19 protein-coding genes and 2 pseudogenes are annotated in these 25,179 nt (G+C 69.6%); 9 read left to right on the forward strand and 12 right to left on the reverse strand.

Annotation, left to right across the window (positions count from 1 at the left end; genetic code table 11):
* Positions 1 to 83 precede the first annotated feature (83 nt).
* Together ACYVD1_RS17575 and ACYVD1_RS17580 are read left to right on the forward strand one after the other, a co-directional pair.
* Positions 84 to 1,680 (forward strand): annotated as a pseudogene (locus ACYVD1_RS17575) (MFS transporter).
* A gap of 31 nt (positions 1,681 to 1,711) precedes the next feature.
* Complete coding sequence (locus ACYVD1_RS17580; protein ID WP_460773679.1) at positions 1,712 to 2,239, forward strand: GNAT family N-acetyltransferase; 528 nt, start codon at positions 1,712 to 1,714, stop codon at positions 2,237 to 2,239.
* A 28-nt stretch (positions 2,240 to 2,267) separates the two neighbouring features.
* Here ACYVD1_RS17580 and ACYVD1_RS17585 read toward each other — a convergent pair whose 3' ends face one another.
* Complete coding sequence (locus tag ACYVD1_RS17585; protein ID WP_460773682.1) at positions 2,268 to 3,614, reverse strand: FAD-binding protein; 1,347 nt, start codon at positions 3,612 to 3,614, stop codon at positions 2,268 to 2,270.
* 234 nt (positions 3,615 to 3,848) lie between these two features.
* Between ACYVD1_RS17585 and ACYVD1_RS17590 the strand changes: the two genes are divergently transcribed.
* From ACYVD1_RS17590 to ACYVD1_RS17600, 3 genes and pseudogenes are all read left to right on the forward strand, one after another.
* On the forward strand, positions 3,849 to 4,532 hold the full coding sequence (locus tag ACYVD1_RS17590) for a class I SAM-dependent DNA methyltransferase (protein ID WP_460773686.1): 684 nt from the start codon (positions 3,849 to 3,851) through the stop codon (positions 4,530 to 4,532).
* A 347-nt stretch (positions 4,533 to 4,879) separates the two neighbouring features.
* A pseudogene (locus ACYVD1_RS17595) lies at positions 4,880 to 5,098 on the forward strand (GAF domain-containing protein); the annotation flags it as partial.
* Positions 5,099 to 5,322: 224 nt separating this feature from the next.
* Positions 5,323 to 6,273, forward strand: a complete 951-nt coding sequence (locus ACYVD1_RS17600; RefSeq protein ID WP_460773793.1) for an ATP-binding SpoIIE family protein phosphatase — start codon at positions 5,323 to 5,325, stop codon at positions 6,271 to 6,273.
* Here ACYVD1_RS17600 and ACYVD1_RS17605 read toward each other — a convergent pair.
* A complete protein-coding gene (locus ACYVD1_RS17605) occupies positions 6,270 to 7,604 on the reverse strand; it encodes an MFS transporter (RefSeq protein ID WP_460773689.1) in 1,335 nt (444 codons plus the stop codon). The genes ACYVD1_RS17600 and ACYVD1_RS17605 overlap by 4 nt on opposite strands.
* A gap of 73 nt (positions 7,605 to 7,677) precedes the next feature.
* On the opposite strand from ACYVD1_RS17605, the gene ACYVD1_RS17610 reads away from it, so the two are divergent.
* Entirely contained in the window at positions 7,678 to 8,604 is a 927-nt protein-coding gene (locus ACYVD1_RS17610) for a LysR family transcriptional regulator (protein WP_460773691.1), read from the forward strand.
* A gap of 30 nt (positions 8,605 to 8,634) precedes the next feature.
* Here the strand turns inward: ACYVD1_RS17610 and ACYVD1_RS17615 are convergent, their stop codons facing one another.
* Both ACYVD1_RS17615 and ACYVD1_RS17620 read right to left on the reverse strand, forming a co-directional pair.
* Positions 8,635 to 9,555: an alpha/beta fold hydrolase gene (locus tag ACYVD1_RS17615; RefSeq protein ID WP_460773694.1), complete on the reverse strand. Its 921-nt coding sequence runs from the start codon at positions 9,553 to 9,555 to the stop codon at positions 8,635 to 8,637.
* Positions 9,556 to 9,661: 106 nt separating this feature from the next.
* On the reverse strand, positions 9,662 to 10,765 hold the full coding sequence (locus ACYVD1_RS17620; protein WP_460773697.1) for a sensor histidine kinase: 1,104 nt from the start codon (positions 10,763 to 10,765) through the stop codon (positions 9,662 to 9,664).
* Positions 10,766 to 11,050: 285 nt separating this feature from the next.
* On the opposite strand from ACYVD1_RS17620, the gene ACYVD1_RS17625 reads away from it, so the two are divergent.
* The gene (locus ACYVD1_RS17625; protein ID WP_460773700.1) at positions 11,051 to 11,683 is read left to right on the forward strand and encodes a response regulator transcription factor; all 633 of its coding nucleotides are present in this window, start codon (positions 11,051 to 11,053) and stop codon (positions 11,681 to 11,683) included.
* A gap of 9 nt (positions 11,684 to 11,692) precedes the next feature.
* Here ACYVD1_RS17625 and ACYVD1_RS17630 read toward each other — a convergent pair whose 3' ends face one another.
* From ACYVD1_RS17630 to ACYVD1_RS17640, 3 genes are all read right to left on the reverse strand, one after another.
* A complete protein-coding gene (locus tag ACYVD1_RS17630; protein ID WP_460773703.1) occupies positions 11,693 to 12,469 on the reverse strand; it encodes an ABC transporter ATP-binding protein in 777 nt (258 codons plus the stop codon).
* A gap of 43 nt (positions 12,470 to 12,512) precedes the next feature.
* Positions 12,513 to 15,053 (reverse strand): FtsX-like permease family protein, encoded by a 2,541-nt coding sequence (locus ACYVD1_RS17635; RefSeq protein WP_460773707.1) that lies wholly within the window; start codon positions 15,051 to 15,053, stop codon positions 12,513 to 12,515.
* 460 nt (positions 15,054 to 15,513) lie between these two features.
* A complete protein-coding gene (locus ACYVD1_RS17640; protein WP_460773711.1) occupies positions 15,514 to 16,701 on the reverse strand; it encodes an MFS transporter in 1,188 nt (395 codons plus the stop codon).
* Positions 16,702 to 16,804: 103 nt separating this feature from the next.
* Here ACYVD1_RS17640 and ACYVD1_RS17645 point away from each other — a divergent pair, with 103 nt between their 5' ends.
* Positions 16,805 to 17,719 (forward strand): LysR family transcriptional regulator, encoded by a 915-nt coding sequence (locus tag ACYVD1_RS17645; RefSeq protein WP_460773716.1) that lies wholly within the window; start codon positions 16,805 to 16,807, stop codon positions 17,717 to 17,719.
* Positions 17,720 to 17,781: 62 nt separating this feature from the next.
* Here the strand turns inward: ACYVD1_RS17645 and ACYVD1_RS17650 are convergent, their stop codons facing one another.
* On the reverse strand, positions 17,782 to 18,180 hold the full coding sequence (locus ACYVD1_RS17650; RefSeq protein ID WP_460773718.1) for a winged helix-turn-helix transcriptional regulator: 399 nt from the start codon (positions 18,178 to 18,180) through the stop codon (positions 17,782 to 17,784).
* Between the two features lie 73 nt (positions 18,181 to 18,253).
* On the opposite strand from ACYVD1_RS17650, the gene ACYVD1_RS17655 reads away from it, so the two are divergent.
* Positions 18,254 to 19,327: an SDR family NAD(P)-dependent oxidoreductase gene (locus ACYVD1_RS17655; RefSeq protein ID WP_460773722.1), complete on the forward strand. Its 1,074-nt coding sequence runs from the start codon at positions 18,254 to 18,256 to the stop codon at positions 19,325 to 19,327.
* Here ACYVD1_RS17655 and ACYVD1_RS17660 read toward each other — a convergent pair.
* The 4 genes from ACYVD1_RS17660 to ACYVD1_RS17675 all read right to left on the reverse strand — a co-directional run bounded on the left by ACYVD1_RS17660 (position 19,262) and on the right by ACYVD1_RS17675 (position 25,135).
* Positions 19,262 to 20,614 (reverse strand): MFS transporter, encoded by a 1,353-nt coding sequence (locus tag ACYVD1_RS17660; RefSeq protein WP_460773725.1) that lies wholly within the window; start codon positions 20,612 to 20,614, stop codon positions 19,262 to 19,264. The two genes, ACYVD1_RS17655 and ACYVD1_RS17660, sit on opposite strands and share 66 nt — an antisense overlap.
* A 383-nt stretch (positions 20,615 to 20,997) precedes the next feature.
* Positions 20,998 to 22,095 (reverse strand): acyltransferase, encoded by a 1,098-nt coding sequence (locus ACYVD1_RS17665; protein ID WP_460773728.1) that lies wholly within the window; start codon positions 22,093 to 22,095, stop codon positions 20,998 to 21,000.
* 346 nt (positions 22,096 to 22,441) lie between these two features.
* Positions 22,442 to 24,670: a catalase/peroxidase HPI gene (gene katG, locus ACYVD1_RS17670; protein ID WP_460773731.1), complete on the reverse strand. Its 2,229-nt coding sequence runs from the start codon at positions 24,668 to 24,670 to the stop codon at positions 22,442 to 22,444.
* A gap of 33 nt (positions 24,671 to 24,703) precedes the next feature.
* Complete coding sequence (locus ACYVD1_RS17675; RefSeq protein ID WP_460757740.1) at positions 24,704 to 25,135, reverse strand: Fur family transcriptional regulator; 432 nt, start codon at positions 25,133 to 25,135, stop codon at positions 24,704 to 24,706.
* Positions 25,136 to 25,179 lie beyond the last annotated feature (44 nt).

The raw sequence follows: 25,179 nt of genomic DNA on the forward strand, positions 1-25,179 counted from the left end.
GCCGTGCGTGGCCCGTGCGCTGCCCGTGAGCGGTCCCGCCCAGTCTGGAGCCGTTCCGACAGCACAAGGAGAGGATCCGAGACATGTCAGTGAAGCGCAGCGGCAGGGCGGGCCCGGCGCAGTGGGCCGGCCTGGCCGTACTGGCCCTGCCGACCGTTCTCCTGGGGCTGGACCTCACCGTCCTGCACCTGGCCCTGCCCTCCCTCGCCATGGATCTGAGCCCGAGCGGCACCCAGGAGCTGTGGATCGTGGACGCCTACGGTTTCCTGATCGCGGGCTTCCTGATCACGATGGGCACCCTCGGGGACCGGATCGGCCGCCGGCGCCTGCTGATGATCGGTGGCGTCGCCTTCATCGCAGCGTCGATCGCGGCCGCCTACTCGCCCACGGCCGAAATACTCATCGCCTCCCGCGCGGCGCTCGGTATCGCCGGCGCCACGCTCATGCCCTCGACGCTCGCCCTGATCAGCAACATGTTCCACGACCCCCGCCAGCGGGCGCTGGCCATCGGGCTGTGGGCGACCTTCTTCGCCGGGGGTATGGCCGCCGGTCCCTTGGTCGGCGGTGTGCTCCTGCACTACTTCTGGTGGGGCGCGGCCTTCCTGATCGCCGTGCCGATCATCGGCCTGATGCTCCTGCTGGCTCCGGTCCTGCTGCCCGAGTACCGGGCACCGCAGAGCGGCCGGTTCGACCTGCCGAGCGTGTTCCTGTCCCTGCTGGCCCTCCTGCCCGTCGTCTACGCGATCAAGGAGTTCGCCAAGGCGGGACCGACCCTGCCGGTGATCGCCGCGGCGTTGGTCGGCGCCGTGTTCTCCGTGGTCTTCGTCCGCCGCCAGCTCTTCCTGGAGAGCCCGCTGCTCGACATGGGCCTCTTCAGGAACCGTGCCTTCAGCGTCGCCTTGGGGGTGATGCTCGTCGGCCTGGTGGGGGTCGGCGGCACCATGCTCCTCACCACCCAGTACCTCCAGCTCATCGAAGGGCTGACGCCCCCTGACCGCGGGCCTGTGGTTCGGCCCGCCCGCGCTGATGATGATGCTCTCCGCGACCATCGCACCGGTCCTGACCCGGTGGATCCGCCCGGGTTTCGTGGTGGCGGGTGTACTGGTGCTGTCCTCCCTGGGGTACGCGCTGATGGGCGTGGTGGGGGCTTCCGGCGGGCTGTACTCCGTGGTCCTGGCGTTCTCCCTGGTGTACCTGGGACTGGGCGCGCTCGCCGCGCTGGGCACCGACCTAGTGGTGGGCGCCGCTCCTCCGGAGAAGGCGGGATCGGCCTCGGCCATGTCGGAGACCGTGCAGGAACTCGGGTTGGCGGCCGGGATCGCCGTCGTCGGCAGCTTGTCCGCCGCCGTCTACACCAGCAGGATGGACACCCAGGCACTCTCCGGGCTGCCGGAGGACACGGCGCGGGTCGTTGAGAACAGCCTGTCCGGGGCAGCCACCGTCTCGGAGGACATCCCCGCCTCCGTGTTCCTTCAGGCCCAGGAGGCGTTCGTCGCGGGGCTGAACACGACGGGCTGGACGGGTGCGGGTGCCGTCCTCGTCCTGGCCGTGGTGACCGCGGTGATGCTCCGGGGCATCGGTGTTCTGGAATCGGAACCAGCTGCCGAGGGCACCGGGGCGGACCGGACCGAACCGGAAGGCGCGGACGCGGCAGAGCGCTCCGCCACCAGTCCCTCGTAGTAACGGGGTCACAGTGACAGGAAGGAGCCACGTGGAGCACGTGATCGAAAGCCCCCGGGTCGATGACGCACCGGCGATCGCACAGGTCCTGCTGGCCACGTGGCTCCAGAACTATCCGAACGAGGCAGCGGGGATCGACGAGGCATGGATCCGCGAACAACGTGATCCGGTCAACGCACCGGAGGGGACCGCCCAGTGGCGGGAGTTCATCGCCGGTGCCGAGGACGGGCCTGACCACTTCTTCTGCCGCGTCGTGCGGTGCCGGGACGAGATCGTCGGTTTCCTGTGCGGTCGCCGGGAGGAGGAGTTCGTCAACCTGGGGCCCATGTACCTACTTCGTCAAGCCCAAGGGAACGGTATTGGCGCCCAGCTGATGGCCGTGTTCCTCAGCTGGGCGGGAGAGGGGCCCATGCGTCTGTGGGTGACGGCCTACAACGAGCGGGCCATCCGATTCTACCGGCGGTACGGCTTCCGGACGACCGATGAGCAGCACCTCTGGCGGGGCAGGCTCCCGAACGTGCGCATGGTTCGTGCCGCCGTCCCCGACCGGATCCTTTGAGCCCTTCAACGGGTGGAGGCTCCGGGGGTCAGGTCGGTATCCCAGGCCCCGGGGTGAGGACGTTGGCGGGATCGTACTCCCGCTTGGCCGCGGCCAGGTCGGGCCAGTGCGGACCGTAGTGCTCGCGCCAGTCCTCACTGCTCATGGGGATGCTGCCCACCGGATACTGGAAGCCGCCGCGGGCACGGATCTTCTCGTAGTGGCGCCGGTTGGCCGCGACCATCGCCTGGGCGGTGGGGACCCCGGGCCCTGGCGACGCGGTCTTCAGGAGCGAAAGCAAGAACACTTGGGGCTCGTCCGGTGCCCGCAGCATCCGGGTGCGGGGGCGGGCGATCGGGTAGAGCAGGGCCAGACCGCTGGGCCCGAGGTCGGCGGGGGTGAGCTCGGCGAAGACCTCGGCCACGGCCGCCTCAGCGGTGCTGCCGGGCAGCAGGGCGTTCCACCACGGGTGGGGGGCGTGCCACTCGCCGGTGGACCGCAAATAGGCGACGCCCTCGTCCATCCGGTGGGCGAACTCGGCGAAGGTGGGATCGGTGACCTCCTCCGTGCCCCTCCGGTGGCCCAGGTCGCCGATGCGCACGCCCTCGGCGCCCGGATCCGCGTGATCATCGGGATAGGCCACAACCTCCAGCACGTAGCGCCATCCGCCTCCGGGGGCGGGCAGCGCCTGGCCCTCGATGTAGGCGAAGCGCCCGCCCGCGGCGGCCCGGCGCTGGTCGGCCATGAGCGCGGCCGGGTCGGGGTACTCGAGCACGTACCTTCTGAGCCGTTCGGGGACCGGAACCGTCTCGATGGTGGCACGGGTGATGACCGCGCACTGTCCCAGCCCGGCCAGCACCGCGTGGAAGAGCGCGGCCCGGTCCGCGGGTGAGCACGTCACGACCTCGCCGGCACCGGTGACCACCTGCAGTTCGGTTACCCCGTCGGTCTGGGCGCCGTACCGGTGCCCGGCACCGCCGAGCCCGCCCGCGGAGAGCGTTCCCCCGACCGAGAGCTCCAGGTAGTCGGTGAGGACCCGGGGAGCACGTCCGCGCTGGAGAGTGTGGTCCAGCACCTGGCTCCACAGCGCGCCCGCCTGGACGCGTACCCGGTGGTCGCGGTCCCACTCGACCGCCCTCAGGGCACCCGTTCCGATGACCACGCCGCCGCCGGCCTGGGCCTGTCCGTCGGTGGAGTGCCCCTGACCGCGCGGTGCCACAGGGATCCCGCGGTCCGTGCACAGCCGCAGCACCGCGGCCACATCGCGCACCGATCCCGCCTCCACCACCGACGAGGGGCGGCGGTGGGTCAGGTGGCCGTAGTCGTCGGCGGCGGCCTCCACTGCCGGTCCGCATTGATGGACTCGACCGTCGGTGACGGCTCGGTGCAGATCCATTCCACCCTCGGTTCCCAGTCGCACGGCTTCCGGAATCGTCTTTTCATGGCTTTTTGTCGCTTTTGCGAGAATTCACCGCGTACATTGCCTCAAGACACGAGTGACCGTAGCATCTGCTTTTACACAGGGCGTTCCCAGCATTCACGGAATCCGGTGTCCGCCAGCCGTAGCACCGCTGTGCCGCATCCCGTGGAGAATCCGCCCGAACGAAGCGAGGCAAAGGACCGGTGCTCCATGTCCGAAGAAGCCAAGGTGACGGGCGAGCACGCTCCGGGGGCCCGGCCCTGGCACGAACGCGAGCAGGCACAGGCGGCCGCCTATGACGCCATCGGCGACCGCTACGACGAGGCGTTCCCGCACAAGGAAGGCCAGATCGACTTCACCGGACGGCTACTGCGCCGGCTTCCCGACCGGGCTCGCGTCCTCGACCTCGGGTGCGGCACCGGCCTGCCCACCACCGGCCAACTGGCCGCCGCAGGACACCGGGTCACCGGCCTCGACCTGTCTCCCCGCATGGTCGACCTCGCCCGCGCCAACGTCCCGGAAGCCGACATCGTCCAGGGCGACATGGTAGACCTCTCCCCTGACGAGGCCGAATACGACGCGATCGTCTCCTTCTTCTCGCTGCTGCACCTGCCCCGCTCAGGGATCTCCGAGATGTTGGGGACCATCCGCAGATCCCTGGTCCCGGGTGGCCGTCTCTGCCTGTCTATGGTCGAGGCCGACGTGGACGACATCGTCATCCCGTTCCTCGGCCAACCGCTCCGCGTCACGGGTTACCTGCGCGACGACCTCCACGCTGTACTCGGCCGCGCCGGACTCACTATCGAGGAAGAGAAGGTCCACTCCTACATCCCGGCCACCACCCAGGCCGAACCCGAAATCCAGATCTTCCTCATGTGCCGCAGAGAGCGATGACCACGGACCGGCCGATCAATCACGGCGGGGACCCGCTCCCTCGTGAGCAGGGGCTGAGGGCCGCCATGCGCACACCGTTGACCTTCCTCAACGCCGCCACCGACCGCATCGGGGCCCACTTCGACCTGGAGCGAACCGCCCGCGAGCTGAGCCGGGTCGCGGTCCCCCGCGTCACCGACGTGGCCACCGTCCACCTGATCGACGCGCTGTTCGCTCCGCACCGTGTCGACCTGGCCGCGCCCGGGGCGGACGATCCGGCAGAGACGGCGATGCGCCGGGTGGCCACCGAACACCACGAGGCGACGGACACGTGGGACCTGGTGTTCCCGGAAGGCTCCGTCCAGATCATGAGCCCCTCCAGCCCGGTCCGCCGCACCCTGGCCTCGGGCGACCCCCTGGTCATCACGCGCGTCGACCACGCCCAGGCCGCCGAACTCGCGTCCGACCACCCGGCACCGGGCCTGGAACAGCTGCTGGTCGGCCGGTCCATGCTGGCCCTGCCGCTCGCGGTGCGCGGCCGGGTACTGGGGGCGATGGTCCTGCTCCGGGACGCCGAACGCCCCCCGTTCGACGAGGTCGATACCTTGCTGGCCCGCCAGCTGGCCTCCCAGGCAGGCCTTGGTGTACACAGCGCCGACATCTACCGGGCTGAAGCCGACATCGTCGACAAGCTGCAGCGGGCCCTGTTGCCGCAGCTGTCCGACCGGCTAGGCAGCGTCGAGCTCGCCCACCGTTACCTGAGCAGCAGCCACACGGCGAAGATCGGTGGTGACTGGTTCGACGCCATCCCCTGCGCGGAGGGCGCACCGCTCTGGTGGTCGGCGACGTCATGGGACACGGTGTCGGCTCGGCAGCGGCGATGGGCCAGTTCCGAACCGCGGTTCAGACCCTGGCCGCCCTGGACCTGCCGCCCGACCAGGTCCTGCGCAACCTGGACGACCTCGCCCACCAGCTCGGCGACACCTACTTCGCCACCTGTATCTACGCCGTCTACGACCCGGTCACCCGCCGGTGCACACTCGCCAACGCCGGACACGTTCCCCCGGTGGTGCTGCGCGCGGACGGGCACACCGACCAGCTGGACCTGCCCGCGGGCGGCCCCATCGGCCTGGGCGGCATCGCCTTCGAAACCGTGGAGACGGCCATGGGGGACGGCGACATCCTCGTACTGTGCACCGACGGCCTGGTGGAACGGCGCGGCCAGGACCTCGGCACCGGCCTGGCCCAACTCCGCTCCCACCTGTCCGGGAACCAGGGCCCCCTCGACGCGCTGTGCGAGAAACTGGTGGGTTCGCTCCTCACCGAGGACCGCGAAGACGACGTCGCCCTGCTCATGGCGAGGTTCCGCGGACTTGCTTCGGGAAACGTCGCGCACTGGTACCTGGAACCTTCGGGCACCACTCCGGCCAGGGTACGCCGCATCGTGCGCACGACCCTGGCCGCCTGGGGCCTGCACGGACTCGTCGACACCACGGAACTGCTGGCCACCGAGCTCGTGACCAACGCGGTCCGGCACGCCGCGAACCCGATCGAGTTGCGGCTCCTCCACGACGATCACCTCCTCTGCGAGGTGTTCGACGACGACCACCAGCGTCCCGTCATCCGCAACGCCGCAGAGACCGACGAGGGCGGGCGCGGGCTCATCCTGGTCAGCCGCCTGGCCCGGCGGTGGGGCAGCAGCGCCCGCGCCAACGGAAAAGTGGTCTGGTTCGAACAGGAGCTTCCCGGCGGAACGGTCTAGCGGCCGAGCCCGGCCGCAGCGGGGGCGGCCGCCACCGCCGATCCGGTGCCGGGGTCGCCGGTTCCGACGGAATCGGCCCTGCGGGGAAGGGGCGGCACCGGCCGACTCAGCACCGGGGTCTGCACCAGGCTGGGAACCGGTAGGAGCACGATGATGCAGAGCGAGAGGCCCATGCTCACCAGCAGGATCGCGCTGATCAACGGTGTCCCCAGGGAAAGCAGCCCCACCACCACGGCGGGGGCTCCCGCACCGGCGTAGAAGGACAGGTACAGGGAAGCCGTGACCCCCGCGCGGCACCCCTCGGGTGTGAGGGCGTCGACCTCCGTCGCGGCTCCCCAGTAGCTGAGGCCGTGTCCGCAACCGGAGAGCACGGCCGCCACCGCCGTCATCACCAGGGCCGGCGCTCCGGAGAACAACGGCAGATGGGAGCCGACCAGCACCGCCATGCCGATAGCCAAAGCGGTCAGACCGATGGTCTGCGCTGCCCGTGGCTCCAGCCGCGGGGCGCCCAGCTGGCTGAGTGCCGAACACGTCAGGAGCGCGCCGACCACGGCACCGGACACCGCGAGGTTGGACGCCGCCCCGAAGCCGTCCACCAGGGAGGGCAGCAGTGCCAAGAAGATGCCGACGACCGCCCACCCCACAAAGCCCGTGAGGGCGGCGATGGCGAAGCTGTGCTTCATAGCGGCGGGCACCGAGGGCCGGGTGGGTCGCCAGCGCTGCCGTACGACCGGCGTTCCCCGGCCAAGGGTGAGCACCAACAGGTACACGGTCGCCAGCAGGCCCAGCATGACGAGGAAGGGCGTGGTGGTCGGGTCCTTGGCGTACTGGCCGACGATGCCCGCCATGAGCGGCCCAGCCCCGCTTCCACCCACGAAGGCCAAGGTCGCCAGGGTCGATCCGCTCATCGGGCGCCGTGCGGGCGAGGCCTCCACCATCATCGCGATGCCGGCGCCGGTGCCCGTTCCCAGCCCGATGCCCAGCAGCACTCGCCCCAGGAACAGGGTGCCGGTGGCACCGCCGAGGGCGAAGAGAAGGGTTCCCGCGAAGGCGCAGACGAGACTGGCCGCCAGAGCGGGTCTGCGCCCCACCGCGTCAGCGGCCGGGCCGAAGAGCAGCAGCGCGGGCAGGGCCGTGGCGGCGAAGGTGGCGTACAGGGCCGTCATGGTCAGATCGGACATGCCCAGCAGCTGCTGGTAGGTCGGGTACAGCGGGCTGACCATGTTGGCGGCGGCGGAGAGGGCGGCCAGCGCGGTACCCGCGACGGCCATGCGCTGCATGGGGCTCCGCGACCCCAGCACGTTCAACGGTCGGCGACCTCGGGGCTTCATGGCCCCAGCATGCATCCGACCAACCGTGCTTGAATAGCACACGTTACTGAAGGATTTCGTTCGGTGAGGACACATGATCGACCATCGGCTCCAGATGCTGCGCATGATCAACCACCACGGGACGGTGACCGCGGCGGCGCGGGCGCTGAACTACACCCCTTCGACCGTGTCCCAGCAGATCAAGCAGCTCTCCCGTGAACTGGGGGTCGTGCTGCTCACCCACCACGGGCGCCAGGTCCGGCTGACGTCGGGGGCCCGCACTCTGCTGACCCATGCCGACATACTCTTCGCCCAGTGGGAGCGGGCCCGGGCCGAACTCGCCGAGCACGTGGAGGAGCCCACCGGAACACTGACCCTGTGCGGCTTCTCCACGGCCGCCGGTGTGCTGCTTCCGCCCACCATGGCGAGCCTCAACGAGGCCTACCCCCACCTGCGCACCCAGGCCATCGAAGCCGAGCCCGCCGAATGCTATGACCTGGTGCTCTCCGGCACGGTCGACCTTGCCGTCGTGGTGCTCACCCCCACCACACCCCCCGCCTCCGACCCCCGCTTCGACCAGCTTCACCTGATCGACGACCCCCTCGACCTGCTGGTGCCCTTGGACCACCCGCTCGCCCGGAGATCGGAAGTGCGCCTGTCCGAGACCGCAGCGGAGTCCTGGATCGTGGCGCGCCTCGGCACCACCTACCACCAACTGGTCATGACCGCCTGCGCCAGCGCGGGGTTCACCCCCGAAGTCGCCCACTACGTGAACGAGTGGGAGACCGGGACCGCCCTGGTCTCCCGCGGCTTCGGGGTGTGCCTGGTGTCGCGCCTGGCCCGCTGGTCGGACCGCTACCCGGTGGTGCGCATCCCCCTCTACGGCGACCCGGCCCCGACGCGGCGCGTCCTGGCCGTCACCAACGCCGGTGCTGCTTCGCGCAGGCCTCTGCGCCACGCCCTCGACTCTCTCGCCGAGACCGCGAACGACCTGGTCACCGCAATCCGAGAGCCCAGCTAGCCGGATCGGCACGCGCTTCTATCGCCGGGGTCACGACGGTTCGGCCAGACCGGTCGTACTGTCCGCGAGCGCTCGGATCTGCGCGGCGACGGTGTGCCGCACCCGCGCGGGGATGTCGTGGCCGACGCCCGGCAGGGTGACCAGGCGGGCACCGGGAACCCGGGAGGCGATCGCGCTTGCGGCGCGCGGCCGGATCAGGGGGTCGTCCTGGCCGTGCAGCACCAGCGTGGGCGCCGTGATCGTGCTGATCGCCGGGCCGTGCCACTGGGCGCCGATCTGGCGGCTCTGCGCATTGGTGTCACCGACGCCGATCTCGGCGAGGCGTTCGGCCCGTTCCCGCGCCTCCTGCTCGTCGAAGGGGTGGCCGGGCGCCGCGCAGAACCGGGCGATGTCGACGCTGGCCTGGATGGATCCCTCTCTGGTGTCGGGGTGGCGCATCCGGCTGGTCCGGACGAGGCCGGGCAGGTGGATGTAGCGCAGGGTGCCCAGCCCCGCCGCGTCGCCGGGGACCGCCGAGATCGAGGTCAGGGTACGGACCCGGCCCGGGTGGCGGACGGCGACGCGCTGCGCGACGGCACCGCCGAGTGACACACCGACCAGGTGCGCGGACCCCCACCCGAGGGCGTCCATCACCGCGACGGCATCGTCGGCCGTGTCCTCGGCCGTGTACGCCTCGCCGCGCTTGCCCAGCAACGCTTTGAAGGGCTGGTGGCTCTTGGTAGATGGCAGGTAGGTCGACTCGCCGGAGTCCCGCTGGTCGTAGCGGGCGACCGAGAAGCCCTGCCAGCCCAGCGCTTGGCACAGGTCGTCGGGCCACCACTGCCGACTGACCGCCAGACCCATGATGAGCAGGAGCGGCTCCCCGTCGGCGGAGCCGGTCAACGTGTCGTAAGCCAGCCGGACGTCGCCGTTCCGCGCCCACTGGGTCGAAGTCCACTTCGTGCCGCCCATGTCCCGCTCCGCTCATTACTGCGATCATCGTTCTCGGTATCAGGATAGGGCATGCCTCCGCCGGAGCGAGGGCGAGGAGGAGCTGCCCGGACGTGGGACGGAGGAGCTAGGCGACCCGCATGCGGCACGTCAGCGTGAACGCTCCGCGCGGGGTGGACCCCGCGCTCATCCCACCCTGGAACTCCCGGCAGCGCTCGTGGATCCCGGCCAACCCGGTGCCCCATTCCACCGGCCCCTCGGCGGCCCCGTCGTTGCGCACTGTCATGGTCACGGCGGAGCCGGTTCGCCTGAGGGACAGTCGCACCTCGGTCGCGCTGCTGTGCACGAGGATGTTGGTGACCGCCTCGCGCAGGGTGAGCGCCAGCGCCCGGTCAATGTCGTGGGGCAGGGCACAGGGTTGGACTTCCGCCGAGACGTCCATGGCGGCGTCGTGCAGAATCACCTCCGCCCGGGTGAACTCCTCCGCCAAGGACGTGGACCAGGTCGCGGCGACGGCGGAGCGCATTTCGGAGCGGGCGCCCCGGGCCAGGGTCATCAGGTTGCGCACCTCGCCCTGCAGTTCGGGCTTTCCCGAGCTCATCTGGTGCAGGAGCTGCCCCTGGAGCGTGATTCCGGTAATGGTCCGCCCCATGATGTCGTGGATGTCCGACGAGAAGCGGGCCCGTTCGCTCCGTTGGACCTTCCGCGCGTGCGTCCGCATCGACCGGGCGAAGAACACCAGGGACCAGATGATGCCGACCACCACGATGTGGCAGCTCAGCCAGTGCAGGCACTGCTCCCACGACAGGGACATCAGGGCGGCCAAGGGAGCGACGGCCGCGGTGATCGCTCCGGCCGTCCACCTGCCGCAGCGCCCCGGAAGAACCAGGAGTGCGGCACTGGCCAGCAGGCCGGTGGAACCGTGCCACAGCCACCCCCCGAGCGCCAGCAGACCCACGGCCAGGGCTGCCTGAAGGACGAGCAGCGACAACGACACGACCAGGCGGTGGGCCGCGATCGCCCGACGCACCTGCACGGTGTGGATCCCGGCCAGCACGGCGAAGGCAGCGGCCGACACGGCCAGCAGGAGCGCATCGGTGTTCCCGCCCGCCGAAGCCCAAGCCAGGACCGCACATCCGATCACCAGGGTCAGCACTAGCACCAGGGCAAACACGCCCGCCGTGCGGAGCAAGTCACCCTCAGTGCCATGCCCGGCAGGCCGTCCATCCATCGAACGCTCCATCGACGTGTCCGACTTCAAAGGACTCTCTTCCACGCGTCTCCCACAAAGAACGGACACTTCAGATTCCTACCATTATTTCAACCACAGTTCCATCATGTGACCGATATCAGCCACACGCGACCGCGGCGCACTCCAACCCCGCACCCCGGATGGAATTTTCGCTGGTCATACGATTACCAGGAAGTATCCTGAACTCCGCGACCACCCCCTATCCGACAGCCAGCAGATAGACTCCTCTCAAACTTCCCCCAGAGAAAGAAAACGGAAAACCCCATGCCGAAACCAGATCGAAAGCCCGCAATCCGGGTGCTTCTGGCAGAGGACCTGGCAATCCTGCGCCAGGCGCTGGCGAAAACACTCGCCCTGACATCCGACATCAGGGTGGTGGCCGAGTGCCACCGGGGCGAGGACGTCCTGAAGACGGCACGGCAAGCGGAACCGGACGTGGCGGTGCTCGATGTGCGGCTACCCGGCATCAGCGGGTTCGACGCCGCGAGAGAGATCAACGAGGCGCTGCCGCGGTGCCGGACGCTGTTCATCACCAGCTACGCCACACCCGCCAACCTCCGGCAGGCGCTGCGAACCAAGGCTCTCGGCTTCATCAGCAAAGACATCTCACCGGACGATCTTGCCCAGAACATTCGCAGCGTGGATTCCGGCGTCAAGGTCTTTGATCCGAACATCGTGGCCGATGCGCTCAACCACGATTCCGGTCCGCTCACAGCGCGCGAAACACACATCATGGAAATGTCCTCGAAAGGGGAGCCCGTCAAATCCGTGGCCCGCAGACTGCATCTGGCCGAAGGGACGGTCCAGAACTACCTGCGTTCCTGCACCGTCAAACTCGGGGCGCGAAACAGGTCGGACGCCTATCGAATAGCCAGGGAAAACGGGTGGATCGACTAGACCGTCCGGTCAGCGTGTGCTCTCGGAACGGGCAAGGAATTCCGTGATCGAGGCCACCGTAGGCCGTACCACACTGCCCTGGATCCGACCGTCCCGGAGGAAGAGGACCTGTTCGGCGTGGACCGCCGCCGTCGGTTCATGGGTCACCATCACCACCGTCTGGTCGAGATCGTCCACGGCGGAACGCAGAAGGGACAGGATCTCCTGCCCGGTGCGGGTGTCGAGGGCGCCTGTGGGTTCGTCCGCGAAGATGACCTCGGGCCGTGCCATCAATGCCCGGCACAGGGCGACGCGCTGCTGTTGGCCGCCCGACAGCTGGTGCGGGTGGCGGTCGATGTGCTCGCGCATACCGGTCCGCTCCAGGATGGCCTCCAGCCACCCGGTGTCCACCGCACGCCCCGCAAGTTGCAGGGGAAGCACCACGTTCTCGCGTCCAGTGAGTGCGGGCAGCAGGTTGAACCCCTGGAAGACGAACCCCATCCGCTCCCTGCGGAGGGGGGCCAGGCGCCGCTCGTCCAGACCCGCGATATCGGTCTCGCCCAAGGTGACGCTGCCCTTGGTGGGTTCCGCCAGCCCGGCGGCGCACTGCAAGAGGGTGGTCTTACCGGATCCCGAGGGCCCCATGATCGCGGTGAAGGACGCGGCGGGCAGGTCAACCGTCACGTCGCGTAGCGCCGCCACCTCAGCGGACCCCTGCCCGTGGGACTTCGAAAGCCCCGAGACGCGCACAGCGGGGCGAGGACTGACGGGTGCGCGCCCGCCGACGCGGGGACCCTCGTTCGACATCGGCATTAGGGACGCCTTTCACGTGTGTTCCGGTTGGTGGGGGCTACTTGGCTCGGGCGCTGCGAACGGCGCCCAGCGCGCCCGAGGTGGAGAGCACCAGCGCCAAGGCGCCCAGGGCGAGGACCGGGCCGTAGGGCAGCAGATGCGGCAGCACGGTCAGGGTGCTTCCGCTGTAGCCCAGTCCGAGGAGCGCGGCGATCCATACGGTCACGAGCGCCGCCATGCCAAGGAGCACCCCCACGGTGAGCACCACTTCCGAACCGACGGTCCGGTAGGTCTGGGGCCCGCTGATCCCCAGCAACCGCATACTCGAGAACTCGCGTGTGCGGTCGAACTGGGCGACGCTGATCGAGTTCGCTGCTCCCAGGGCGAGGAACACAGCGATCAGGATCACCGCGTTCGATCCGAACGTGTTCTGCTCCGCCCACATCTGCATGGAGTGGTCCCGGATGCCGTCGCGGTCGTGAATGTGGAACAGGCCGGTAGCGGACTGTGCGGGGAAGGCCTCCTCCAGCCGGTCCCGCACCGCGACCGTATCGGCCCCCTCCTCGACGCTGAGGTGCAGATCCGCCGACCACACCGGGCCGATGCCGATGCTTTCGGCGGCGGCGGGGCCCAACGTGACCTGCCGACCGAGGAACCCTTCGCCGTAGACGCCTGACACCCTCATCTCCTGCGCGAGCTCGGGATCGGGTCCGTGCAGCGTCATGGTGTCGCCCACACTCAGATCGTTGGCCTGGGCGAAGTAGGTGCTGACCATGGCTGCCCCCGCCTCCTGAGGGGCGAACCCGCCCTCGGCCACAGCAAGGTCCACGGTCGCGTCCGCGTCGTCCGTAACCACCGTCGCCATCACCTGTTCCGGTACCTGGGCGGCGGTGTCCACCTCTACCGGCAGGTCGGCCTGCGAAGTGGCGGCAGCCACACCGGGGATGTCGGCGGCCGCGGCGAGGGAGCCGTCGCCGAAGCCGTCATCGCCGGTGGTGACCACCATGAAGTCGGAGGAGAAGGCCTCGGCCCCGCGATCGCCGGCCAGCCAGTTGTTGTACAGCTGCGCGGCTCCGGCCGCGCCGACCAGGGTCAGCCCCAGAAGCAGCGAGCCTGCCACACTGGCGAACCTGCGGTGGTAGAAGGACACGTTCGCCAGCGCCAGCCCGGGCCCTTTGGGCCGCCCGCCCCTGAGGCGGCGCATCAGGCGCGTGGTCCCCCGCAACAGCCACGGTGCCAACAGACCCGCCCCCGCCACGCCCAAAAGTACCGTGGCCGTGTTCGCCAGGTCGCCCCTCGTGCCCTCCAAGGCGAGGAAGGCCAGGGCGAAGGCGCCCGCGAGCGAGCCAGCCAGGGCGACGAGGCCGGCGACGACGCGGCCGCGGCCGAGCTCGCGCCCTTCGGTGGTGGACTCGGCCAGCGCTTCGGAGGGGCGGATCCGCAGGGCGTACCGTGCGGCGATCGCCCCTGAGACCTGTGCCGAGAGCAAGACGAACAGCACCGTGGCCAGGACCGCCGCCGGCGTGAAATGGACACTGTAAGCCGGACTGAACCCGCCTCCCAGGGTCAGACCGCCCGTGGCCAGTGCCTCAGCGATGAGCAGGCCCAGGGGAAGACCCATGACGAGGGCCGCCAAGGAGAGCACCAAGGCCTCACCGGCGACCATGAGGCGTACCTGTCGCGGGGCGGCACCCACCGCACGCAGGACGGCGATCTCCCTGCCGCGCCCGCGCACGGCCAGGCCGATGGCGCCGGCGACCACACCCGTGGAAACCACCGCGGTCCACACCAGCAGCATGAAAATGGAGGACGCCGCGGCCTGGTCCGCCTGGGCGGAGATGTTCTGTTCGGCTTCGCCGCGCTCGGCCCCGGCCAGGGCACGGTACTCACCTCCCCCGGTGTCCCCCAGGACCGCGGCGACCGCATCCTGGGCGACCGACGCACTGACCCCGTCGGCCGGCAGGACGCCGATCGCGCTCGCCCGGTCAGGGGCCAGTTCCCACAGGTCCCAGGCGTGGCCGTCTTCGACGAAGAGCGCGGACTGGTAGTCCCAGGAGACGCCCTGTGCCGGGGCCGCGATCCCCGAGACCTCGTACTCGGCGATCGTTCCCAGGACCAGGACCCGGACCCGGTCTCCGACCCGGATACCGCCGGTCGCGGCCACCTCCTGATCGACGACGACGTCGGTGTCCGTTCGCGGTGGTTCGCCCTCGACGGTGTCGAAGGGGGTCAAGGGGGCGCTGCCCCAGCCGTGCCCGAAGCTGTTCTGGGTTCCCGGCACCTGGAGCGCGTCGCCGTCCGGGGTGAGCACGGAAGCGGGGAAGTTCACCTCGGGGACCGTTTCGGCTGCCTCCGGCAACTGGCCGATGCGCTCGGTCACCTCCATCGGTACCCCGCCGAAAGGGTAGTCGGAAGCCACCACCACGGGAGCTGCGGCGTACCGTTCGACGGTTGCTACCTGCTGGTCAGCGGAGTAGTAGATGAAGGCGAACGCGCTCACGAGCGTCGCCGCGATCGTCAGGACGATCGTCGCGCCCAGAACGATTCCCGGCCGGTGGCGTACAGAACGCCATCCCAGCCATACCGGCGTCGCAAACATGGAGGACCCCTCGTTGATCACCTGGGCGGGGGCACGCGGGGCAGGCAGAACGCCGACGGACCCGGTGGCCGGGTCGGTGGCCGTGTACCTTGCCGATGTCCGGGCGGCCCTCTCCGGGGTCTCCAGGGCCGACCTCGAACATCCGTGCTGTTCGCCCGGCGTTGGAAATACGGACCGTTTCCTTCATGTGGCCGGGAAATCGGACCGACGGATGGACAGCCCGGGAAAAGCGAAGCTGGGAGATGGCCGGGGAACTGGTCAGACTTGCCATAAGCAGGGCACTCCGCCCCTTCCGCCATCCTTCGCGCATCCTCGTTTTCCTCGAAACCAAGAGGAACCCTACGAGAGGCTTATGCGGTCGACAAGTGAGATTTTCATGTCTTCTGTGTGCACTCCTCACACAAGTACGAGGGTTCCCTGAGATCAACCCCGCTGACCTGGCAAGGGCGGCTCGGGGCGGTTACCGCGCGGCCCTGCCCGCGAGGCGCGGGAGCCGGGGCATCCAGCAGAGCGTCGTCACGGCCGCGGCAACCGCGGCCATGGCGACGAACGCCCCCGCGTATCCCAAGCCGCCGATGACCCACCCGAGCGCCACCGCGCCGAGCCCCAGCCCTCCGTCATAGGCGATGTTCCAGACGGTGCTCGCCGTGCCTCCGCGTCCCGCCCCCAACCGCTGGACGGTGACCACGAAGGACTCGTTCTGGCACGCCCCGAAGCCGGCCCCCAGGAGCGCAGCCCCGAGCAGCAGCACCCAGGTCGGTCCGTCCAGCGACCCGGCGATGAGGACGCTTCCGAGGGCTCCGGTGAGCACCGAGGCCGTCAGAAGCCGCCCCGGCCCGTACCGGTCACCGATCGCGCCCGCCCCGAGCCGCGCGACCACCAGGGCGACCGACGCCGCAAGCAGGGCGAGCGCCACGGCCCCCGCCCCCGGGCCGGAAACTGGAAGGAACGTAGTCGCTGCCCCGAACGAACCCGCCGTCACCAGGAACAACAGCATCGGCGCGGCGATCGCGCGCATATCGCCCACCGACACCAGGTGGAACGATCCGCGGTTCTTCCCGGGCAGGCGGACCGCCAGTACCGCCCCGAGCAGGCTGGCCGCACCGGCGGCTCCGAAGACGAGGGGGAAGCCCCACGTCTGGGCGGTCCACACCCCTCCGGCCAGCGCGGCGAGGTTCGGCAGCGCGGCGGCGGCCCCGTAGTAGGAGGCCGCGGTCGAGAGCCTGCCCTCCGGGGCCAGGTCCGCGACCAGGGTGGCCCCGGCCACGACGACGAAGGCGAAGCCGATGCCCCGGACCACGGTGATCGCCATGATCGGCACGACCTCCGTGGAAAGTGCGTAGAGCGGGGTGGGTGCTCCCAGCAGCACAGCACCGAAGACCATCATCGTGCGCAGCCGGAAGAGGGCGAACAGCCACGGCATGGCCAGCTGGGTGCCCACCGTGGCCGCCATCATCACACCCGTCGTCGCACCGACCACCACGCTGGCCGCGCCGCCCTCGGAGGCCCAGAGAGGCACCACGGACAGCAGGGCCGCGTAGTTGACGAAGGCCAGGAAGGTCACGACCAGCAGGACGACGAGCCTGTCGCCCCGCCTTCCGTCCGCGCTCGGCGTCCGTCGCGGGTTCTCACTGCGCTGTTCACTCACGGGTCCAGCGTCCGGCCCGGGATGCTATCGCGTCAAACAATGATTCATGATTGAATCCATTGCAAGACTAAATAGATCCTACTCCAGGCGGTTTGGAGGCACCGTGGACACCCGGCTCCTGCGCAGTTTCCTCGCGGTCGCGCGTCTGGGCAGTTTCACCGACGCCGCGTCGGAACTCGGCTACACGCAGTCCACGGTCACCAGCCACGTGCAGAAGCTGGAACGGCAGCTGGACGGCTGTCTGCTGGACCGCCTCCCCACCGGGGTGGCCGTCACCGACGTCGGCGCCCGGCTCGTCCCGCGCGCAGAAGAGGTCCTCTCAGCGGAGGGGCGGCTGCGGGCGGCCGCCTGCGGCAGCGGCCGCCCGTCAGGCACCGTACGCCTCATGGCCCCCGAATCCCTGTGCACGTACCGGCTTCCGGCGATCATCAGCGCTGTCCGCCGGGCGGAGCCCGCGGTCCAGGTATGGGTCACCCCGGGCGGCATCGACGATGCCCTCGATTCGGTGCGCCGGGGAACGGTGGACCTCGCCCTGTCGATGGAGCCCCGGGAACCGCCCACGGAGCTGACGATCGAGCCGGCCGGCACCGAACCCCTGGTCTTCCTCGACCAAGGCACCCCAAGAGGGGGCGCCGAAGGAGGGAGCACCGGGACCGAGGGTACGGGGACGTGGGCACAGCTGACGCGCCGGGACGCTCTGCTGATCGAAGAGGGGTGCGGCTACAGCGACGGCGTCGCCGACCAGCTCTCCGCCACCGGGGAGGCACCCGGACGCCGGTCGCGGTTCGGCAGCGTGGAGGCCATCAAACGATGCGTCGACGTCGGTCTCGGCTGGACCGTGCTGCCGCGGATCACCGCGGAGTCCGAGATCCGCTCCGGCACGCTGAGGGTCCTCGACGGCCCTCCGCTTCCGGACTGCCGAGTCCACATCATCACCCACCCCCGACGCCACCAGAGCCCCGCGGTGGGCGTCGTCGCCGAACAGCTGCGCCGGGCCTGGCGGGATGCTTCCACCTGACGGTCAGCCGGTGGATTCCGGGCAGGTGGGTCATACGCACCCGGACCAGAACAGGGGCCGGGTCAGCCGGACCCTCGGGCGGCGGCGATCTCCGCTCCGTGCTCGACCGCCCACTCGGCTAGGGCGGAGAGCGGTTCGAGCAGCGTCCGCCCGAGGGGGGTAAGACTGTATTCGACGCTCGGCGGAAGCGTGGGGAATACCTCCCGGTGGACCAGGCCGTCGGCCTCCAGCCCTCGCAGCGTACGGGTCAGCATGCGTTGGCTGATGGCCTCGATGCCGCGGTGGAGCTCGTTGAAGCGGTGTGCGCGCTGGCCGAGCAGCACGATCACCAGGATCGTCCACTTGTCACCGATCCGCCGGAGCAAGTCAGTCACCGGGCACCGCTCGTACTCGTCGGCGGGGACCGGGCCCTTCAAGGGCGTACCGGCGATGAAGGGCACATTCGTGTGCGTACCGGACATCAAACTGCCTTCTTCCCCGCTGGCTTCTCGTTATCGAAGATGGTGCTCCGTACCGACAGTAACGAGGAGCAGCATGAGCCCGGAAGCCCCGAAGTCCAGCAGCGCGGACCGCCCGCCCGTCATCGTCGTCAGCGGAGGAACGGACGGTATGGGTCGAGCGCTCGCATTGGCGCGGGTCCGGCGCGGCGATACCGTCATCGTGCTCGGCAGCAACCCCGACAAGGGCGGTCGGCTCCTCAGCGAGGCCGAGCGGACCGGTGCCGCGGGCCGGATCGAATTCATCCGGGTCGATTTGGCCAGCATCGGCGAAACCCGCTCCGCAATCCGCCGGATCGCCGCGCGCCACGACGCCGTCGACGCGCTCGCCCTGTTCGCCAACCGTCAGGCGCCGAAGAGGACGGTCACCGCAGAGGGCTTCGAGCAGGTGTTCGCCCTTTACTACCTGAGCCGCTACGTCCTCAGCCACGAGCTCAGCCCCCTGCTGCGGCGGAGCGAGACCCCCGTCATCGTCAACGTCGCCGGCGTGGGCGTGCGGAAGGGGCGCATCCACTGGGATGATCTCCAGCTCGAACACGGCTACGGCATGGTCACCGCGCAGCTCCAGGCCGGGCGCGCGAACGACCTCCTCGGGGTGGCGTTCGCCGCTCGACCCGACAATCCGGTCCGCTACGTGCTCTACCACCCCGGCTTCACCAAGAGCGGTGACACCAGCGTCCTCCCCGCGGCGATCGGCGTGACGATACGCGCGCTCTCGGCACTCGCCGCCAGCCCCGTCGAGAAGTCCGTCTCCCCCGTCCACCGCTTCATCGACCATCCTCCGGACTCGCCGCTCACCGCGATCGACCGCGGCAGGTCCTTGCCACTCACCCTGGACACACTCGATCCGGAAAACGCCGAACGGCTGGCTCTGGCCACTCGGTCGCTCCTACAGACCGCTGCGCCGGTACCGGGGACGGCGTTCCTTCACGGAGGCCAGGACCGGCCCGGTCCAGGAACTCACCGACCGCGCCCGGATCGAACACGGTGCGGAGGTACCGGGCTTTGGGCCAAGGCGCCTCCGCACCGCGTGGGTGGCCGTCGGTCAGGCGGTAGCGTCCTCGGCCTCGTCATCCGCCGTTTCGGCGCGGCCGATCCCTCGGGTGAGTAGTCCGGCCAGGACGAGTCCCGTGGTGGCCATGAGACTCGCGGTGATGAACGGGTCCCCGAAGCGGGCCATCAGCGGGGAGAACCCGAGGCCGATGTAGAGCGCCACGCCGACCGCACCGCCGAGCTGGTCGGAGGCGCGCTGGATGCCCGATGCGATGCCGGCGTTCTCCTCGGTCACCCCGGACACCGCCGCGTACTGGAGCCCGACCAGGCCGAAGCCCATACCCACCGCGATGAGCAGCATCGCCGGAATCAAGGTCGGCGCTGAGGCGCCGAACCAGGCGGTCGTCGCGAAGTAGAGGATGCCGAGGGCCGTCGACGTGATCCCCGTGCGCGCGACGACGGCGGGCCCGGCCTTCTCCATCACGCGTGGCACGAAGGTCACCACCGCGATGAGCGCGATCGCCAGCGGCAGCAGCATCAGCCCTGCTTGGAGGGGTGAGAGGCCGATCCGGTCCTGGAGGTACAGCGTGAACAGCAGGAACGAGGTCGACAGCGCCGCGCTCAGGCACGCGGTCGCGGCGTTGGCGGACAGCCGTCCCGAGTTCCGGAGGAAGCCGAGCGGGACCATCGGGTCGGCGGCGCGGCGCTCCACGACGACGAGCAGCACCGCCGCGGCCACTGCGGCGACCAGTGCCACGAGCGGCAGCGTGCCGATGCCGGTACCGCTGCCCTCTCCCGCCTCGACGACACCGAAGACGAACAGCAGGGGCGCCGCGGTGAGCAGCAGGGAGCCCGCGACGTCGAGCGGGACCCGGGAGGGGCGGTGGGCCGCCGGGACGACGGCTAGGACCCCGACGAGTGCGATCGCGATGAACGGAACGGTCACCAGGAAGATCCAGCGCCACCCGAAGAGCTCGGTGATGACCCCGGACATCACGAACCCGACGACGAGCCCGCTGCTGGCCACCGCCGCCCAGATGCCCAGCGCCTTGGACCTGCGCGGGCCCTCCGGGAAGAGCACGATGATGCTCGCCATCGCGGCGGGCAGGATCAGCGCCTCACCGACGCCCTGGAGCAGGCGTGCGGCCACGAGCCACTCGAAGGTCGGGGCGAGCCCCGCGAGCAGGGAGGCCCCGCCGAAGATCCAGGTGCCGGCGATCAGGACCCGCCGTCGGCCGAACAGGTCGGCGAGGCGCCCTCCCAGCATGAGGAGGCCGCCTCCGGTGATGGTGTAGGCGACCACGACCCACGTCAGCTGCCGGGTGTGGACCCCGAGGTCCGCTCCGATCGACGGCAGCGCGATGTTGACGACGGTGACGTCGATGGCGATCACGAACTGCAGCATCGACAGGAACGTCAGCGCGACCCAGGGCCGCGCGGAGCCGGCGTCACGCCGGGAATCTTGGTGTTTCGATGTGAAAGACAAAGGTGTCTACCGCTCGGAAGAGATGTTCCGGGCAGCATTCAGTAGCCGCCCGCTGACACGGTTCTGGCGGCAGGACGCTGAGGTGGGATCGGGCGCCGCCGCTAGAGGCGGCGGAGCTCCGTGAAGGCGATCGGGCTGCACATGGGGCTCATGGTAGCCGGGTGCGGACACTGGGGTCGCCCCGTTTTTGACCTGCCCGAACGGCGGGAACCGGCACCACGGTCTGCGGCCGGGCGCCCCCACCGGCCAGCAGGCGGTGGGGGCGTCACAGGAGCGGGTGCCTGTTCAGCGAGGGAGCACGGTCAGACCGTCGCGCGCAGCAGCGGGATCCGCTGTGCGACGGCCACCAAGAGGAGGCTGATGGCAGCGGTCGCGATCGCGTAGCCGCTCGCCGCCATCAATGCCTGGGTGCCCTCGAAGGTGCCGCCGATGTCGCGCAGTGTGTTCAGGACCATGACGTGTACGAGGTAGACGCCGAAGCTCAGTCCGGACAGCGCACCGACGGCCTTGGTCGCCCTGACCGCCACGGGTCCGGTGGCCTCCGCCAGGCGCAGTCCCCCGGCGCGCAGCAGCAGGAAGGCGCCCACACCCGCGAGCACCATCGGCGGGGACAGGAAGTCGTACACGTACTCGCCGCCGGTCCCCCATTCCCCCTGCACCATGGTCGCCACCCACGCGCCCACCGCGATGACGGTGACTCCTACGGTGAAGGAGACGGCGCCGAAGCGGGTCGCCCGAGGGTTCGGCTCGCTGTGCAGCAGCAGGTACCCGAGCATGTAGAAGCCGAGGAAGGGCACGAACTGCGTCACGGCGGTCACGCCGCCCGCACCGTCGACCATGGCGAGGATCTGGTCGGTGACGCCCACAGCCAGCGACACTCCGACGAACCACCAGAGCCCGGAGCGCGACGTGTGGGCCACCACCGTCCGCAGGAACGGTGTGAACAGATACAGGCCAGCGATGATGTACAGGAAGTACAGGTGGATCGAGGGCGATCCCGAAGCGGCCTGACCGGCGGCGTCGGCGAGGCTGATGTCGTCGCGCCACCGCATCCAGAGCAGGTAGCCGGCGGTCCACACCACCAGGGGCACGCCGATCTTGGCCCACCGCTTGCGGTAGAAGTCCCCGGTGTTCTCGTCCCGCGGGCGCAGCAGCAAGGCCCCGCTGAGCATCACGAACACCGCCACGCACCACCGCAGCGCGGAGTCCAGGACGTTCGCGACCCACCAGGGCGGGGTGTTGAGGTCCGCGTAGGCGGTGCTCACCAGCGGCGAGATCGTATGGACGATCACGACGGCCGCGGCCGCGACGACCCGGGCAAAATCGATCCAGCTCGTTGCCGGGGCGGGGGCGGTCGGCACCGACGCTGGGCGGCTCACGGGGGTCTGATCGACACGCATATCTCTTATCGATACCACTTCGTTATCTTCGGGTTCAACCCGATTCGCGGTAGCGAGACCAACGCCACCCGCGTCTGCACAGTTCTCACACAGGAGCGAACGGCCGCCACCTTGGCTGCTGCCCGCGGCGAGCACGGTTCGCCGCATGACAGTACCGGCCGTTCGCGCCAGGACACTACCCCAGGGCCCGAAGTGGCCTGACGCGTCCTGTCGCGGAGGCGGGTGAACCAGCCCACTCCGTCCGCTGTGCCGGAGAGCCGCCCCAACGGAAACCGGCCCGACCGAGGCGGTCGGGCCGGTTCCGGATCCGGGTGCCGCTCATGGAGGAGGGCACACGAACGCGACCTTAGGCGATCTCGAACCGGTCGGCGTTCATGACCTTGGTCCACGCCGCGACGAAGTCCTGGACGAACTTCTCCTTGGCGTCGTCGGAGGCGTACACCTCGGCCACGGCGCGCAGCTCGGAGTTGGAGCCGAACACCAGGTCGACGCGGCTGCCGGTCCACTTGACCGCACCGGAGTCGTCCTTTGCCTCGAACGTCTGCGACGTCGCGGAGGTCTCACCGGTCGGCGCCCAGTTGGTGCCGAAGTCGAGCAGGTTGGCGAAGAAGTCGTTCGTCAACGTGCCCGGCTTGTCGGTGAGCACACCCACGTCGGAGTTGTCGTAGTTGGCGCCCAGCACGCGCAGGCCGCCCACCAGGACGGTGGTCTCCGGCGCGCTCAGACCCATCAGGTTCGCCTTGTCGAGCAGCAGGTACTCGGCGGGCAGGCGGTTCTGCTTGCCGTAGTAGTTGCGGAAGCCGTCGGCGACCGGCTCGAGGTAGGCGAACGACTCGGCGTCCGTCTGCTCGGCCGTGGCGTCCACGCGGCCCGGGGTGAACGGGACGGTGACGTCCTGGCCGGCCGCCTTGGCGGCCTGCTCGACACCGACACCGCCGGCGAGCACGATCACGTCCGCGAGGGAGGCCTTCTTGGCGGAGGAGGCGTTGAACGCCTCCACGACGCCTTCCAGCTTGGCGAGGGCGCCGCGCAGCTCGGCCGGGTTGTTGACCTCCCAGTCGATCTGCGGCTCCAGGCGGATGCGGGCGCCGTTGGCGCCGCCGCGCTTGTCGCTGTCGCGGTAGCTCGACGCAGAGGCCCACGCGGTGGACACGAGCTGGGCGACGGACAGACCGGACTCGGCGATCTTCGTCTTCAGCTCGGCGATCTCGGCGTCACCGATGACCTCGCCCTCCTGGGCGGGCAGCGGGTCCTGCCAGATCAGCGTCTCCTCGGGGACCTCCGGGCCGAGGTAGCGCGCCTTCGGGCCCATGTCGCGGTGGGTCAGCTTGTACCAGGCGCGGGCGAACGCGTCGGCGAAGGCCTCGGGGTCCTCGTAGAAGCGGCGCGAGATCGGCTCGTAGACCGGGTCGACGCGCAGCGACAGGTCCGTGGTGAGCATGGTCGGCTTGTGTTTCTTGGTGGCGTCGTGGGCGTCGGGGATGATCTCCTCGGCGTCCTTGGCGACCCACTGGTTCGCGCCGGCCGGGCTCTTGGTGAGCTCGTACTCGTACTCGAACAGGTTCTTCCAGAAGCCCTGGCCCCACTGCGCGGGCGTGGTGGTCCAGGTGACCTCGAGACCCGAGGTGATGGTGTCGCCCGCCTTGCCGGCACCGTGCTGGTTCTTCCAGCCCAGGCCCTGCATCTCCAAACCGGCCTCTTCGGGGTCGGCCTCGAGGTTGTCGTCCGGGGCGGCGCCGTGGGTCTTGCCGAAGGTGTGACCGCCGGCGATGAGGGCGACCGTCTCCTCGTCGTTCATCCCCATGCGGCCGAAGGTCTCGCGGATGTCGCGAGCGGCGGCCATCGGGTCCGGGTTGCCGTTCGGGCCCTCAGGGTTGACGTAGATGAGGCCCATCTGGACGGCGGCCAGCGGCTTCTCGAGGTCACGGTCGCCGGTGTAGCGCTCGTCGTCGAGCCAGCCGGTCTCGGGACCCCAGTAGACGTCCTCGTCCGGCTCCCACACGTCCTCGCGGCCACCGCCGAAGCCGAAGGTCTTGAGACCCATCGACTCGAGCGCGACGTTGCCGGTGAGGATATAGAGGTCGGCCCAGGAGATGTTCTGGCCGTACTTCTTCTTGACCGGCCACAGCAGGCGGCGGGCCTTGTCCAGGTTGACGTTGTCCGGCCAGCTGTTCAGCGGCGCGAACCGCTGCTGGCCGGCGCTGCCGCCGCCACGGCCGTCGTGCGAGCGGTAGGTGCCCGCGCTGTGCCAGGCCATGCGGATCATGAGCGGGCCGTAGTGCCCGAAGTCGGCCGGCCACCAGTCCTGGGAGGTGGTCAGGACCTCGGCGATGTCCGCCTTCACGGCGTCCAGGTCAAGGGCCTCGAAGGCCTTCGCGTAGTCGAAGTCCTTGCCCAGCGGGTTCGACACGGGGGTGTTCTTGGCCAGGATCTTCAGGTTGAGCTGATTCGGCCACCAGCCGCGGTTGCCACCGCCGGCGGTCGGGTGCGGGGCCCGGGCACCGTGCGCGACCGGGCAGCCGCCGCCCTGGTTCTCCGCGGGTGTGGGCGCGACTACGTCGTTGTTCTCAGACATCGACTTCCTTAGGGAAGGGGTGAACTTGCTGTTTCAGGGGCTGTGTGCGCTGAAGCACTCGGCGCACTCGCCCCAATAGACGACTTCGGCTTCATCGATCGCGAAGCCGTGGCCGTGGGACGCTGTCAGGCAGGGTGCGTGGCCGACGGCGCACTCGACGTCGGCTATGGCACCGCAGGACCGGCACACGACGTGGTGGTGGTTGTCCCCGACCCGCGTCTCGTAACGGGCCACGGTGCCCTGTGGCTGGATGCGTCGCACCAGCCCCGCACTGGTCAGCGCCTTGAGCACGTCGTAGACGGCCTGATTGGACACCGTGCCGAGGTTCCCCCGCACGACGTCGATGATCGACTCCGTGTCCGCGTGCGGGTGGTCGTGCACGGCGGTCAGCACCGCTAACCGAGGGCTCGTCACCCGCAGGGCGGACTCGCGCAGCATCTGCTCGAAATCCGAAGGGGTTGGCATGCCTCGAAGTCTGCCGCGTTTTCTGGAGTAAGTCAAGTTTTGTA

The sequence above is a fragment of the Nocardiopsis nanhaiensis genome (assembly GCF_054778635.1).